We start from the raw sequence: 13,873 nt of genomic DNA on the forward strand, positions 1-13,873 counted from the left end.
GCGTGTTGTTGTTATGAGCCGCTCCATAACAACAACACGCCGCAGGTCAACGGGAGGTGGGGGTGGTGGGGCGGTCGCGGATGAGTAGGGCCAGGGCGGCGTAGGCCAGGGCCGCCGTCGCCGAGACGACCATCGCGGTGTTCGTGCCGTGCGCCAGGGCGGACGGGGTGTGCCCGGAGCCGGTCGCGACGGCCCCGACGATCGCCACGCCGAGCGACGCCCCGATGTAGCGGGCGGTGTTGTTCGCGCCGGCGCCCATGCTCGCGCGGTCGGCGGGGACGCTCTCCACGGCCAGCCGGGCGAGCATCGCGTTGGTGAGGCCGCTCGCGACTCCGGCGACGACCAGGCCGGGGGCGAGGCGCCACCAGTGCGCGTCCGGGGCCAGGTCCGCCATCGCGAACTGGCCGGCGGCCGACAGCGCGAACCCGGCGGCCAGCAGCCGCCGGACGGGCAGCCGCGCGGGCAGCCGGTGCGCCTGCAGGGCGACCGCGAACGACAGCGCGGACCAGATCGCGAGGACCAGCGCCGCCTCGACCGGCGACAGCCCCATGACCAGGCTCATCATCGTCGCCAGGTAGGTCATGACGCCGATCACGGCGAGCCCGGTGACGAGCGCGCCCGTCACCGACAGCAGGAACGCCGGACGGCGGAACAGCGCCAGGTCGACCATCGGCTCCCGGCGCCGCGCCTGCACCAGCACGAACGCGGCCAGCAGGACGGCCGCGACCGCGAACAGCGCGAGGACGCCCGGCGCCGTCCAGCCGGTGCGGCCCCAGGTGATCGCCGCCACCAGCGCCGCCACGCCCAGGCTCATCGTGGCGAGGCCCGGCAGGTCCATGCCGCGCGGGTGCTCGGCCCGCGACTCCCGCAGCGCGCGGGCCGCCGCGACCGCGAGCAGCGCGGACGCGGCGACGGCCGCCCAGTACCAGAGGCGCCAGCCGCCGAGCACGGTCAGCCCGGCCGCGCCGATCGGGCCGAGCGCGATGCCGAGGCCGACCATCGCGCCCCACGTCCCGGTCGCGCGGGCCCGGCGCGGGCCCGGCTCGAACGAGGCGCCGATGATGCCGAGCCCGGTCACCAGCAGCGCCGCGCTCGCGGCGCCCTGCGCGATCCGGCCCGCGACGAACACCCCGGCGTTCGGCGCGAGCGCGCACGCCACGCTGGAGACGGCGAGGGCCGCCGCGCCGGCCACGAAGGCCCGCTTGCGCCCGTGGTCGTCGGCGAGGCTGCCGGCCGCCAGCAGCGCCGCCGCGAGGCCGAGGCTGATCGAGCTCATCAGCCAGATCTGCGCGGTCGCCCCGGCGTGCAGCCCCCGCGCGGTGTCGGCGAGGGTCGCCGCCGGCGCGCAGTAGTTCATTAGGGCCAGCAGGGTGGCGGCGGCCGGCAGCGCCACCGCGGCGGCCGGGCCGGGCGCGCGGCGCGCCGCGCGGGGTGCGGCCAGGGTCGTCATGCGGCCTCCTAGAGTTCAGTGAACGAACCAAGGGGGCCGACGGTAGCACGCCGGAGTTCAATGAATGAACCCCCGGGCGGGTACTGTGGGACGCATGGCACTCGGCAAGGACTACGCGGCGCAGGACTGCTCGCTCGCCCGCGCGCTGGAGGTCGTGGGGGAGCGCTGGACGATGCTGATCGTCCGGGACGCCTTCTACGGCGTCCGCCGGTTCAGCGACTTCCACGTCCACCTGGACGTCCCGCGCGCGGTGCTGTCCGCGCGGCTCCAGTCGCTCGTCGAGACCGGTGTCCTCCGCAAGGACGGCCACGACTACGTCCTGACCGGGATGGGCAGGGAGCTGTGGCCCGTCGTCCACACGCTCGCCCGCTGGGCCGAGGACCACCTGTCCGCCGAGCCGTGCCGCCTCTTCCTGCACGCCGCCTGCGGCACCCGCGTCGGCCCGGACGGGCTGTGCGCCGCCTGCGGGCGGGCGGTCGCGCCCGAGGAGCTGGAGATCCACGCCGGGCCCGGCGCCCGGCGCCGCACCGATCCGGTCAGCGTGGTCCTGCGGTCCCCGCACCGCCTGCTGGACCCGATCCGCACCTGAGTGAGCGATCACGCCCCCGGGTCGCGCGCCCGGGGTGGGGTCGCGGGGGATTCGACCGGATAACCTGCACGCTCATGGAGACCGAAAAGGCCAAGCCTGCGCCGCGTCCCAGGCGGAGCCTCCTCGGTCCGCTGTGGCGGCTCATCGACGGCGCCCCCGGCGACTCGCGGGCGCGGATCGCCCGCCGGGCCCGGATCCTCGTCACCATCGCCACCGGCCTCGCCAACCTCGGCGGCGCGCTCGTCGTCCTGGTGTTCGCGGTCGTCGTCCCCGACCCGGTCGGGCACGTCTCCGACCGGCTCCAGCTCATCAACCTGATCGTCTTCACCGCGTACGTGTCGGCCGCCGTGCCCGTCGGCCTGCTGCTCGGCGAGCGGTTCTTCCGCCGCGTCCGGCGCCTCGTCGAGCGGCACGGGGAACCCGACCGGCACGAGCGCGCCCTGCTGCTGTACGGGCCGCTGCGGCTGATGGCCCTGCACCTGACGCTGTGGGGCATCGGGACGATCGGCTGGGTCGTCATCAACGCGCCCTTCTCCGGGCTCCTCGCCGTCAAGCTCGGGCTGACCAGCCTGCTCGGCGGCCTCACCACCTGCACGATCGTGTACCTGCTGACCGAGCGGCTGCTGCGCCGCGCCGTCACCACCGCGCTGCGCAGCGAGCTGCCGACCCGCACCGGCCTGCCCGGCGTCGTCGCCCGCTCGGTGCTCGCCTGGGGGCTCGGCACCGCCGTGCCGATCCTCGGGCTGATCACCCTCGCCATCGGCTCCTTCCTCATCGCCCGGATCACCGTGCGGGACTTCGCGATCGCGGTCCTCGCCCTCGGCGGCATCGCGCTGCTCGTCGGCCTCGGCGTCACCTACACCGCCGCCCGCGCCATCGCCGACCCGGTCGAGTCGGTGCGCCGCGGCCTCGCCCGCGTGCAGCGCGGCGACCTGGACGTCGAGGTCCCCGTCTACGACGCCAGCGAGGTCGGGCTGCTGCAGGCCGGGTTCAACCACATGGCCGCCGGGCTGCGCGAGCACGAGCGGCTCCGCGACCTGTTCGGCCGGCAGGTCGGCGCGGACGTCGCGCGCGTCGCCGTCGAGCGCGGCATCGACCTCGGCGGCGAGCTGCGCGAGGTCGCGGTGATCTTCGTGGACATCATCGGCTCCACCCGGCTCGCCGCCGACCGGCCGCCCGCCGAGGTCGTCCGGCTGCTGAACGACTTCTTCGCCGTGGTCGTCGAGGTCATCGGCGACCACGGCGGCTGGATCAACAAGTTCGAGGGCGACGCCGCGCTCGCGATCTTCGGGGCGCCGCTCGCGCTGGACGGCCTGCCCGGCCGCGCGCTCGCCGCGTCCCGGGAGCTGGCCCGCCGGCTGCGCGACGACGTCCCCGAACTGCGGGCGGCCGTCGGCGTCTCGGCCGGCGAGGCGGTGGCCGGGCACATCGGCGCCGAGGAGCGCTTCGAGTACACCGTGATCGGCGACCCGGTCAACGAGGCCGCCCGCCTCACCGACATGGCCAAGAACACCGAGGAGCGCGTTCTGGCGGCGGGCTCGCTCCTTGCGCGGGCCGACCGGGAGGAGGCCGACCGCTGGTCGCTCGGCGAGGAGGTCACCCTCCGGGGCCGGACGCAGGTCACCCGGCTCGCCGTGCCGCGCCCGTCCGAGCGCGTCCCGTCCCCTAGGACGGGCTGAGGGTGGCGCCGTTCAGCGTCGTGTAGAAGGGCGACCCGGACAGCCGTGAGCCCTTCTCCTCGCCGATGTAGACGTCGGCGTGGCTCGCGCCCCCATAGCCGGGGCGGAACAGGTCGGTGACCGTCCAGCGGGCCTTCCGGAACGCCTCGCACACCTCGCGCTCGACGGGGCGGCCGGCGCCGTCCTTGCCGCACTCGACGATCGCGAACCCCTGGCCGCGCGCCAGCACCGACTTGTCGGCCGCCGCCGACGTCCACGGCTCCAGCGGACGGCCCCGCGAGTCGCGCGTCGTGTCGTCCAGCCAGAAGCCGACGCTGTGCGACCAGTTCAGGTACCGGCCCCGCTCCGGGCCCGCGGTGATGCGCCCGCTGCCCTCCATCTGGACGACCTTCAGGAAGTCCTCCGGATACGACCCGAGCGGCGCCTTCCCGTGCGAGCAGTGGAAGCGGGTACAGCCCTTCACGGCCTTGCGCTCGCCGTCGTAGAGGCTCTCAAGGGCCGTGTAGTAGGTGGTGACGCGCCACCCGCCGGCCCGCCCGAGCGGCTGGGGCCTGGGCTGCGCCGGCACCGTCCCGGCGGGCGCGGGCACGGACGCGGGAACGGACGCGGGGACGGATGGTGCGGTCGCGGCGGGCGGCGGAACGGACCCCGCCGCCCCCTCGGCGCTCCGCCCGCACCCGGCCGGCGCCCCGCACAGCAGCACCCCGCACAGCAGCGGGGCGAGCGGTACCCGTCGCATCGCACCCTCCCGGCCCGGGACGCCCGTCCGCCACCGGGGACACTATCCCGGTCAGTGGCCGCGGGCCATCCACTCGTCCAGATGCGGCGCCTCCGCGCCGATCGTCGTGGACTCGCCGTGCCCGGTGCGGACGGTCGTCTCCGCCGGCAGCGTCAGCAGCCGATCCCGGATCGAGGTGATGATCGTCGGGAAGTCGGAGAACGACCGGCCGGTGGCGCCCGGCCCGCCGTTGAACAGCGTGTCGCCGGAGAACACCGTGCCCAGGCCGGGCGCGTACAGGCACACGGCGCCGGGGGAGTGGCCCGGCGTGTGCAGGACGGTCAGCTCGGTCCCCGCGACGGTGATGACCTGGCCGTCGGCGAGATCACCGTCGGGGCCGGTCTCCGGGTGCCTCTGCTTCCAGAGCATCAGGTCGTCCGGGTGCAGCAGGATCGGCGCGCCCGTCCGGGCCCTGAGCGCGGGCGCCGCGTCGATGTGGTCGTCGTGGCCGTGCGTGGACACGATGGCCGCGAGCCGCCGGTCGCCGACCGCCGCCGCGATCGCGTCGGCGTCGTGCGCGGCGTCGATGACGATCGCCTCGGCGTCGTCGCCGACGATCCAGACGTTGTTGTCGACGTCCCAGGTGCCGCCGTCCAGTGAGAACGTCCCGGACGTCACGATGTGGTCGATGCGCGCCGCCATCAGAGCAGCACCACCGAGCGCAGCACGTCGCCGTGGTGCATCTTCGCGAACGCCGCCTCGACGTCGTCCAGGCCGATGGTCTCGGACACGAACGCGTCCAGGTCCAGGCGGCCCTGCAGGTAGAGGTCGATCAGCATCGGGAAGTCGCGCGAGGGCAGGCAGTCGCCGTACCAGGACGACTTCAGCGACCCGCCGCGCCCGAACACGTCCAGCAGTGGCAGCTCCAGCCTCATCTCCGGTGTCGGCACCCCGACGAGCACCACGGTCCCGGCGAGGTCGCGCGCGTAGAACGCCTGCTCGTAGGTCTCCGGGCGGCCGACCGCGTCCACGACCACGTCGGCGCCGAACCCGCCGGTCAGCTCCCGGACGGTCTCGACGACGTCCTTGTCCCCGCCGTTCACCGTGTGCGTCGCGCCGAGGGCCGACGCGGTGGTGAGCTTGCGCTCGTCCAGGTCCACCGCGATGATCGTCGCGGCGCCGGCCAGCCGGGCGCCGAGCACGGCCGCCGCGCCGACGCCGCCGCAGCCGATGACCGCGACCGAGTCGCCCCGCCCGACCTGCCCGGTGTTGAGCGCCGCGCCGAGCCCGGCCATCACCCCGCACCCGAGCAGCCCCGCCACCTCGGGCCTGGCCGCCGGGTCGACCTTCGTGCACTGCCCGGCCGCCACCAGCGTCTTGTCGGCGAAGGCGCCGATCCCGAGCGCGGGCGACAGCTCGGTGCCGTCCTCCAGCGTCATCTTCTGCGCGGCGTTGTGGGTGTTGAAGCAGTACCAGGGACGCCCCCGCAGGCACGCCCGGCACTGCCCGCACACGGCCCGCCAGTTCAGGACGACGAAGTCGCCCGGCGCCACCTCGGTGACCCCGTCGCCGACCGACTCGACCACCCCGGCGGCCTCGTGCCCGAGCAGGAACGGGAACTCGTCGTTGATCCCGCCCTCGCGGTAGTGCAGGTCGGTGTGGCAGACCCCGCACGCCTGCACCTGGACGACCGCCTCGCCGGGCCCGGGGTCCGGCACGTTGATCGTCTCGATCCGCACCGGCTGCCCCTTGCCGGGTGCGACGACCCCGCGAACCTGCTGCGCCATACTGCCGCCTCTCGTCGTCTCGATCTTCCCCCGACCCTATAGACCTGCCCGCACCCTTCTGCTCCCCGGAACACCCCCGCGGGTACGACAACCAAGATCACCCGCGGCCGGGCGACGAGGGCCAGCGGCCTCCTCGTCCTGCCCCGCAACCGAGCCCACCGTCTCGCAGCCGTCTCGTACACGCACGGCACCACCAGCTACAAGGCCGACGATCTCGCGGGAACCGCCCGGATCGTCGGCTGGTTCTCCGGCCTCAGCTGAAGTGGATGGCCTGGAGCTTGTCGGCGGCGGTGCGGTCGAGGACCGTGACGCCGGCGGCGGGCGGCAGGGGGCCGCCGCCGCGGGCGCGGTCGACCAGGGGGCGCCAGCGGCGGCAGTGGCGGTTGAAGGTGGCGGACGTGACGGCGCGGCCGCGGGCGTACTGGCCGGCGCGGGCCGTCTCGGGGGCCACGTCGAGCAGGATCAGGTGCAGCCGGCCGCCGCGGCGGCGCGCCAGCCAGGCGAACAGGTACAGGATGTGCGGCCAGGTGCCGCGGGTGTGCGCGACGACGGCGTGCCCGGCGAGGATCGCGCGCCCGATCCGCCACACGTGGGTGGCCTGGACGACGGGCGTCCGCAGCCGCGGCGGCAGCGGGCGCAGGAAGCGCGCCCACCAGTTGCGGGACTGCCGTGAGTCGATCACCAGGACGCCGCCGGCGGGCACCGGCGCGGTCTCGTCGCCGCGCAGCCCGTAGAGCCGGTCGAGCAGGGTGCTCTTGCCCGCCCCCGGCAGCCCGGCGACGAGCACCAGCGAACCCGCCGGGTAGCGCAGCGCGGGGCCCGGATCCACCTCGTCGGGTTCGTGGATGGTCGTCTCCTGGGTTCGGCCCGGTCGTGATGGCGCGGTGGTGTTGGGGCCAACGAACACCCCGCACCGCTTGTTCCGGGCCGAGGCGGGGAGTCACCAGCCCCGTTCGCGCCACTCCGGGAGGGACGGGCGCTCGCGGCCGAGCGTGGAGTCCTTGCCGTGGCCCGGATAGAACCAGGTGGCGTCGGGGAGGCGGTCGAAGACGCGCTCCTCGACGTCGGCGAGGAGCTGCTTGAAGCGGGCCGCGTCGCCCCAGGTGTTGCCGACGCCGCCGGGGAAGAGGCTGTCGCCGGTGAACAGGTGCGGGCGGTCGGCCAGCTCGCCGCCGGCGTCGTACAGCAGCGCGATCGAGCCGGGGGTGTGGCCGCGCAGGTGGACGACGTCGAGGGACACCCCGCCGAAGGCGACCGTGTCGCCGTGCTCGACGGACTCGGCGACCGGCTCGGGCAGGGGCTCGGCGTCGCGGGGGTGGGCGATGACGGGGGCGCCGGTGGCGCGCACCACCTCGCTCAGCGCCATCCAGTGGTCCTGGTGGCGGTGCGTGGTGACGATGCGCGTGAGGGGGCCGTCGCCGATCAGCTCCAGCAGCCGGGACGCCTCGTTCGCCGCGTCGATGAGCAGCCGCTCGCCCGTCGCGGTGCAGCGCAGGATGTAGGCGTTGTTGTCGTACGGCCCGACGCTCACCTTCGTGACCGACAGCCCCGGCAGTTCCCGGACGTCGGGGCGCCCGCCGGTCTCGACGTTGCCGGTGTAGGTCATGGAGTCCTCCCCGTCGGTGGTGCGGAGACCATCTTCCATCATCGCGCGCCCGGGGGTGTCCGGGGCCGCGGGGAGATTGAGTCGCCAGACGCACCCAAAGCGTGCGCTTACGGACGGAACTTCTCGTCTTGCCAGTGCAGCATGGGCACTGGAAGATCAGGTTCGACCCGTGAGGACGGTGAAGCGTTGGCAACCGCGTTCCGTCCCGGACCGGGCGGCGAGCGGCCGGAGGACCTCCTCGGGCACGCCTGCACGCTGGTCCGGCTCTGCGGCCGGGACTCCGCGATCGCCGCGGTGTTCCTCGCCCTCGTGCTGGCCGGGACCGCCTCCCGGCTGGCGGCCGGCCCGCCCGGCCTTCCCGCGCTGGCGCTGCTGCCGGTGCTCGCCGGGTCGTTCGCGGTCTCGGCCGGCTACGCCGTCCGGTCCCGCCGGACGCTGGTGGCGGTGCTCGGCGCGGTGCGCGGCCGCACCGGCTCGCCCCTCGACCCGGCCGTGCCGTGGACGCCGTTCGCGTCCGCGGTCGCGCTGGACGACCGGGTCCGCGACGCGGAGCTGCGCCGGCTGCTGTCGGCGGCGCACCGCTGCGGGGAGCTGTCCTGGCAGGCCGTCGCGTGGGCGGCGGCCACCTCGGTGCTGTTCCTGTTCTGGACGCTGGCGGCGGCGATGGCTGGAGGCTGACCGGATTGACCGACCCCGTACCGATCGACGCGCCGTCGGGCGACCACGCGCCGGACGTCCGGCCGGGCAGCTTCTGGGACCGGCTGGCCCCCACCGACCGGCAGGCGCTGCGCGCCATGGGCCGGCGCACCGACATCCCGCCCGGCGGCATGCTGTGCCACCAGGGGTCGGTCGCCCCGGCCGTGTACGTGGTGTTCAAGGCGTCGCCGCGCGCCGCCGGCAACGCGGTCGCCAAGGAGTTCGTCGACTCCAGCGACGGCGACGAGTCGATCATCGACCTGTTCGGGCCGGGCGACCTGGTCGGCCTGCTCGGCCCGTGGGGGCACCCGCAGCGCGGCACCGTCGCCGCCCTCGACCACGTCGCGGCGCTGCGGGTGGACCGCGCCACCTTCCGCCGGCTGCTCGCGGCGAGCCCGCAGGTCGCCGAGGCGATGATGCACGCGATCTCCGAGCGGGAGACCCTCGGCGGCCGGCGGCACGCGGTGCGGGCGGCCGACCACCCGCAGCGGCTCGCCTACCACCTGCTGGAGCTGGCGCACCGGTTCGGCGAGCCCGGCGCGGCCGACGAGACGCTGATCCCGCTGCGGCTCAGCCAGGCGGAGCTGGCGAACTGGGCGGGCATCTCCCGCGAGACGCTGGTGCGGTGGTTCCGGTCGTGGCGGGCCAAGGGCATCCTGCACCGGCGGCCCCGCCCGCTGACCGTCCTGGACATCGAGCGGCTGCGCCGCGCCGCCAGCCCCTGGGGGGACGAGTGGCCCGCGGCCGGCGCCGCCCCCGCGCCGGCGGCCGGGCCGGTCCCCGCCGGGGACGCCGGGATCGCGGTGCGCGAGCCGGTGCGGCTGGAGCCGCCCGGCGGCCGGCCGCCCGCGGCGCGGCTGCCCGCCGACAACCCGTTCTTCGCCGGCCGCGCGGTCAGCCTCAGCAAGCTGGACCTGCTGGTCGGCCGGTCGGCGTGGCCGCGCGCGGTCGTCGTCCAGGGCATGGCGGGGGTCGGCAAGACCACGCTGGCGCTGCACTGGGCGCACCGCGTCGCCGACCGGTTCCCCGACGGCGCGCTGTTCGCCGACCTGCGCGGCACCACCCGCAGCCCGGTCACCCCGGCGGAGGCGATGGGGCAGGTGCTGCGCGCGGCGGGCGTCCCCGGCGACCAGCTGCCGCGCACCGAGGACGAGCTCGCCGCGCAGTGCCGGTCGCTGCTGGGCGGCCGCCGGATGCTGCTGGTCCTCGACAACGCGGTCCAGCCCGAGCAGGTCAGGCCGCTGCTGGCGGCGGTGGCGTCCGGGCTGGTGGTGGTGACGAGCCGGCGGCGGCTGCCCGCGCTGCTGGAGGGCGCCGACGTGCGGACGCTGGAGCTGCGGGAGATGGCGACGCAGGAGGCCGTCGACCTCATCGCGGGCGTCCTCGGGCCGGGCGACGCCCGCGTCCGGGACGAGGAGAAGGCCATCGTGCAGCTCGCCCGCGAGTGCGGGCACCTGCCGCTCGCGCTCGGCGTCATCGCCGGCCGGCTGGCCGAGAACCCCGGCGAGTCGATCGCCGGGACCGTCCGGGAACTGGCCGCGCGGGACGCGCCCGGCGGCGCGGCGCACGGGACGCCCGCGCCCGGCCTGAGCGCCGTCGTCGACCCGACGTTCGACGTCGCCTACCGGAGCCTGCGCCGCGACCAGCGGGAGGCGTTCCGCAGGCTCGGGCTCGCCGCCGGCCCCGACTTCACCCCCGCCGCGCTCGCCGCGCTCCAGGACCGGACGGTCGCCGAGGCCCGCGAGTGCCTGGAGGGCCTGCGGCAGGCGTACCTGGTGCAGGACGTCGGCCCGGACCGCTACCGGATGCACGACCTGCTGCGCGAGTTCGCCCGCGAGCGCGGCCTCGGCGAGGACTCCGACGGCGAGCTGCAGGCGGCGCAGCGCCGGCTGCTGGCCGGGTACCTCGCCGAGGCGCGCGCGGCGGGCGCCGCGCTGCCGGGCCGGCCCCGCCCCACCGTCCACCGGGGCGAGACCCGCGGGCGCCCGTCGGCGGCCGAGCGCGCGGCGGGCCTCGCCTGGTTCGAGGCCGAGCGGCGCAACCTGGTCGCCGCCGTCCACCAGGCCGCGCGGCTCGGCCTGCACCGCACCTGCTGGGAGCTCGCCGACGCGCTGTTCGACTTCCAGGGGTTCCGCCGCTACAGCGAGGACAACATCGCCGTCCAGCAGGCGGGGCTGCACGCCGCCCGCACCGAGGAGGACTGGGCGGCGGCGGCCGTGATGCTGCACAACCTCGCGGTGGCGCACTTCGAGCTGGGCGACTCCGTCCAGGCCGTCGGCTACGGCGAGGACGCGCGGCGCGGGTTCCGGGCCGTCGACCCGCCCGACCGGTACGGGGAGGCCGTGACGTTCGCGACGCTCGCCGACGTCCACGTCGTCCTCGGCCGGTACATGACGTCGATCGACCACGCGCGGCGGTCGATGGACATCCACGAGGAGCTGGGGGACGAGGCGGGCGCGGCCAAGAGCCGCAGCACCCTCGCCCGCGCCCACCTCGGCCTCGGCGACTACGAGACGGCCCTGGTGCACGCCGCCGAGGCGCTCACCGCACGGCGCCGGATCGAGGACCAGGCGGGCGTGGCCGAGACCCTGATCACCGTGGCCGGCGTGCACCGCCGGCAGGGGAACGTCCACGAGGCGGTGACGCACGCCCTGGAGGCTCTGTCGATCCGGCAGGAGCTCGCCGACATGCACGGCGCCGCCCTGGCGCTGACCGAACTCGCCCGGATGAACGCCGCGCTCGGGCTGCGCGAGATGGCGCAGCAGGACGCCGAGCAGGCGCTGCGCACCTACCGGGCCCTGGGCGGACGGCACGGGGAGGCGCGCGCGCTGACCACGCTCGGGATGCTGATGTGCGAGGCGTCGAAGTTCGCCGAGGCGTTCACCTACTGCGGGGAGGCGCTGCGGCTGCACCGCGACATCAGCGACCGGCACGGCGAGGCCGAGGTGCTCGCGCAGATCGGCGTCGTCCACTGGCGGCTCGGCCGGTACCGGGAGGCGCGCGAGCACCTGCTGCGCGCGCTGGAGATCCGCCGCGAGATCGGCGACCAGCACGGCGAGGCCAACGACCTGGAGCAGCTGTCGGTCGTGATGCGCCGCCTCGGGCGCCCGCAGGAGGCGTTCGTCCTCGGCCTGGAGGCCCTGGACCTGTGGCACCGGCTCGGCGCGCGCAGCGGCATGGCCGGGACGCTCGGCAGCCTCGCCCGCACCTACTCCTGGCTCGGGCTGCCCGTGGAGGCCGAGCACGCGGCCCGGCAGGCACTGCACCTGCGCAGGTCGGGCGGCGACTGGTACGGCCTCGGCGTCGGCCTGGACACCCTCGCCGCCGTGCTGCGCCGCGCGGGCCGCCCCGCCGAGGCCCTCGCCGAGGAGCTGGAGGCGCTGCGCTTCCTCGGCGAGGTCGGCGACCGGCACAGCGAGGCCACCGGCCTGGTCCACCTCGCCGCCATCCACCTCGACCTCGGCCGCGCCGGCGAGGCCCTGGAGACCGGGCGGCGCGCCCTCGACCTCGCCGCCGAGCTGGGCGCCGCCCGCGAGCAGGCGCACGCGCTGCACACGATGGCCCGCGCGTCCCAGCTGCTCGGCGAGCACGCCCGCGCGGTGGAGCACGTCGACGCCGAGATCGTCATCCGCCGCGACATGGACGACCGGCGCGGGCTGCGGCAGGCCCTGGAGCTGCTGGGCGCCTCGCACCTCGCGCTCGGCGACCGGACCGCCGCCGCGGACTGCGCCCGGCGCGTCCGCGCCCTCGACAACCTGCTCGAATCGGAGAGGTCGCTCGACATGTGACCGCGGCGTCCCCGGCAGGCCCGCCGGCGCGGCCCGCGGCCACCGGACCATGAGACCATGATCGTCCGAGGGTCGCGGGCCCCCGCCCGGGCCGGGTCCGGTGAGGAGGCGCGATGGCGGCCACCCGGTTCTGGGACGCGCTGAGCCCGCGCGCCCGGGAGGCGCTGCGCGGGTCCGGCGCCCCGGTGGTGATCAGGCCGGGCGCGTACCTGATGCGCGAGCACACCCGCGCGTCCCAGGTGTTCGTGCTGCGCACCGGCGCGGTGAAGGTCTGGACGGACCGGGACGGCGGCGCCGCCATCCTCGACGTCCTCGGGCCGGGCGACCTGGTCGGCGAGGTTGAGGCGGCCGACGGCGGGACCCGGCACGCCAGCGTCGAGGCGATGACCCGCGTGGAGGCCCTGGTGCTGCCCGCCGCCCGGCTCCGGGGCGTCCTGGACGCCCAGCCGGGGTCGGGCTGGGCCGTCGCCGCCGTCCTCGCCGAACGGCTGCGCGACGCCAACGAGCTGCGCGTCGCCCACTTCCCCGACGACCCCGGACGCCGCCTCGCCTCCCGGCTGCTGCGCCTCGCCGAGCGGTTCGGCACCCCGGTCGTGGAGGGGCGGCCGGACGGCGCGGCGGCGGAGGGCGTGCACGTCCCGGTCCCGATCTCCCAGCAGGACCTCGGACGCTGGGCCGGGATGGGGCGCCGGAAGGTCGCGCAGCTCCTCGCCGCCGAGCCGCTGCGCGACGGCGTGTCCGTCACCCGCGACGGCATCGTCGTCCGGTCGGCCGGCGCGCTGCGGCGCCTGGCCGGCGAGGACTAGAGCCCGGCCGGGCGGTGCGGCCAGGGCGGGGGCTGCGGGAGGGGGCCGTCCGGGCGGACGTGGACGCCCGAGCCGTCGGTGCGGCCGGACAGCCAGCCGAGCAGCGCCCGACCCGAACCGGACGCCTCCGGGCCGCCCGCCGTCCAGCCGAGGTCGGCGGACTCGCCGGAGTCGGTCGCGGTGATCCGGTACCCGGCCAGTGCGCCGCGCCGCTCGTCCGGCAGCGCCGCCATGTCGGCCAGCGTCGCCGCCGACGCCCACCGGACGTAGGACTCGGGCCAGTCGGCGGCCCCGTACCCGGCGGCGAGGTCGACATGGTGCGCCTCCACCTCGTTCCACCGGCGGAACACCGTGTACCAGGCGGGGTGCGGCCAGCCCGGCATCGACCGCACCGGAGCGCTCCAGGCGTCGCGCGGCAGCGCGCGGGCCTGCCCGGCGAACCGCGCGGCGGTGTCGCGGACGTCGGCGATCAGCGCGCCGCCGTCGCGCCCGGCGCCCGCGTCGAGGTCGGCGTTGCGCTGCTCCAGGCTCGGGTACTGCGGGATCTCGGCCCCCGTCCGGGCCCCTTCGAGCAGGTTCCAGAGGGAGTCGGCGTTGCGGGCGACATGGGTGGCGACGTGCCCGCGGCTCCATCCCGGCAGCGCCGACGGGCCGCGCAGGTCCTGCTCGGTGAGCTTGCCGAGCGTCACGATGATCCGCTCGGTGCCCGCGTCCAGCTCGTCGATCACGTCGCGCCAGTCCATGACCCCTCCTC

The 13,873-nt window shown here is 76.1% G+C and carries 12 protein-coding genes; 5 read left to right on the forward strand and 7 right to left on the reverse strand.

Annotation, left to right across the window (positions count from 1 at the left end; all coding sequences use genetic code 11):
- Positions 1-46: 46 nt before the first annotated feature.
- Positions 47-1,450 carry an MFS transporter gene (locus ABZ806_RS07700; protein ID WP_500216056.1) on the reverse strand — a complete coding sequence of 468 codons (1,404 nt, stop codon included), beginning with the start codon at positions 1,448-1,450 and terminating at the stop codon, positions 47-49.
- Between the two features lie 94 nt (positions 1,451-1,544).
- On the opposite strand from ABZ806_RS07700, the gene ABZ806_RS07705 reads away from it, so the two are divergent.
- Both ABZ806_RS07705 and ABZ806_RS07710 read left to right on the forward strand, forming a co-directional pair.
- Positions 1,545-2,039 (forward strand): winged helix-turn-helix transcriptional regulator, encoded by a 495-nt coding sequence (locus ABZ806_RS07705; RefSeq protein WP_500216057.1) that lies wholly within the window; start codon positions 1,545-1,547, stop codon positions 2,037-2,039.
- Between the two features lie 74 nt (positions 2,040-2,113).
- A complete protein-coding gene (locus ABZ806_RS07710; RefSeq protein WP_500216058.1) occupies positions 2,114-3,718 on the forward strand; it encodes an adenylate/guanylate cyclase domain-containing protein in 1,605 nt (534 codons plus the stop codon).
- On the opposite strand, the gene ABZ806_RS07715 is transcribed toward ABZ806_RS07710, so the two are convergent.
- From ABZ806_RS07715 to ABZ806_RS07735, 5 genes are all read right to left on the reverse strand, one after another.
- Positions 3,705-4,457 (reverse strand): hypothetical protein, encoded by a 753-nt coding sequence (locus tag ABZ806_RS07715; RefSeq protein WP_500216059.1) that lies wholly within the window; start codon positions 4,455-4,457, stop codon positions 3,705-3,707. The two genes, ABZ806_RS07710 and ABZ806_RS07715, sit on opposite strands and share 14 nt — an antisense overlap.
- A gap of 51 nt (positions 4,458-4,508) precedes the next feature.
- A complete protein-coding gene (locus ABZ806_RS07720) occupies positions 4,509-5,141 on the reverse strand; it encodes an MBL fold metallo-hydrolase (RefSeq protein ID WP_500216186.1) in 633 nt (210 codons plus the stop codon).
- Entirely contained in the window at positions 5,138-6,223 is a 1,086-nt protein-coding gene (locus tag ABZ806_RS07725) for an S-(hydroxymethyl)mycothiol dehydrogenase (protein ID WP_500216060.1), read from the reverse strand. Before ABZ806_RS07725 ends, ABZ806_RS07720 begins: the two co-directional genes overlap by 4 nt.
- A gap of 253 nt (positions 6,224-6,476) precedes the next feature.
- Positions 6,477-7,130 (reverse strand): ATP-binding protein, encoded by a 654-nt coding sequence (locus tag ABZ806_RS07730; protein WP_500216061.1) that lies wholly within the window; start codon positions 7,128-7,130, stop codon positions 6,477-6,479.
- A gap of 33 nt (positions 7,131-7,163) precedes the next feature.
- A complete protein-coding gene (locus tag ABZ806_RS07735) occupies positions 7,164-7,829 on the reverse strand; it encodes an MBL fold metallo-hydrolase (protein ID WP_500216062.1) in 666 nt (221 codons plus the stop codon).
- A 186-nt stretch (positions 7,830-8,015) separates the two neighbouring features.
- Here ABZ806_RS07735 and ABZ806_RS07740 point away from each other — a divergent pair, with 186 nt between their 5' ends.
- The 3 genes from ABZ806_RS07740 (at position 8,016) to ABZ806_RS07750 (ending at position 13,119) form a co-directional block, all read left to right on the forward strand.
- Positions 8,016-8,507, forward strand: a complete 492-nt coding sequence (locus ABZ806_RS07740) for a hypothetical protein (RefSeq protein WP_500216063.1) — start codon at positions 8,016-8,018, stop codon at positions 8,505-8,507.
- A gap of 5 nt (positions 8,508-8,512) precedes the next feature.
- The gene (locus ABZ806_RS07745) at positions 8,513-12,313 is read left to right on the forward strand and encodes a tetratricopeptide repeat protein (protein WP_500216064.1); all 3,801 of its coding nucleotides are present in this window, start codon (positions 8,513-8,515) and stop codon (positions 12,311-12,313) included.
- 113 nt (positions 12,314-12,426) lie between these two features.
- Positions 12,427-13,119, forward strand: a complete 693-nt coding sequence (locus ABZ806_RS07750) for a Crp/Fnr family transcriptional regulator (RefSeq protein ID WP_500216065.1) — start codon at positions 12,427-12,429, stop codon at positions 13,117-13,119.
- Here the strand turns inward: ABZ806_RS07750 and ABZ806_RS07755 are convergent.
- Positions 13,116-13,862, reverse strand: a complete 747-nt coding sequence (locus ABZ806_RS07755; RefSeq protein WP_500216066.1) for a maleylpyruvate isomerase family mycothiol-dependent enzyme — start codon at positions 13,860-13,862, stop codon at positions 13,116-13,118. The two genes, ABZ806_RS07750 and ABZ806_RS07755, sit on opposite strands and share 4 nt — an antisense overlap.
- Positions 13,863-13,873: the final 11 nt, after the last annotated feature.

Source organism: Spirillospora sp. NPDC047418, from assembly GCF_040643275.1.
Lineage (GTDB): Bacteria > Actinomycetota > Actinomycetes > Streptosporangiales > Streptosporangiaceae > Spirillospora.